General features: G+C 71.9%; 1 protein-coding gene. It reads right to left on the reverse strand.

What is annotated here, in order from left to right:
* On the reverse strand, positions 1–285 hold a 285-nt coding region (locus tag SB751_RS29645; protein ID WP_410748978.1), incomplete at both ends, for a sigma 54-interacting transcriptional regulator.

Below are 285 nucleotides of genomic sequence, written 5' to 3' on the forward strand. Positions count from 1 at the left end.
CGGTGAGTTCGTCGATGAAGAGCGTGCCGCCCGACGCCTGATCGACGAGACCGGGCTCGCGCTGCTCCGCGCCGTTGAACGCGCCGCGCTCGTGGCCGAACAGAATGCTCGCGAGCGGCCGTCCGCCCGCGGCCTCGGCGGCCAGCGCGCGCACGTCGCAGACCACGAACGGCCCTTTGCGGCGTCGGCTCAGCTGATGCAGCGTGCGCGCGGCGACTTCCTTGCCCGTGCCGGGCTCGCCCTGCACGAGAATCGCCGATTCGGTGGGCGCGAACTGTTCGATCG

This window comes from Cupriavidus sp. SIMBA_020 (assembly GCF_046535395.1).
In the GTDB taxonomy this organism is placed as follows: Bacteria; Pseudomonadota; Gammaproteobacteria; order Burkholderiales; family Burkholderiaceae; genus Cupriavidus; species Cupriavidus campinensis.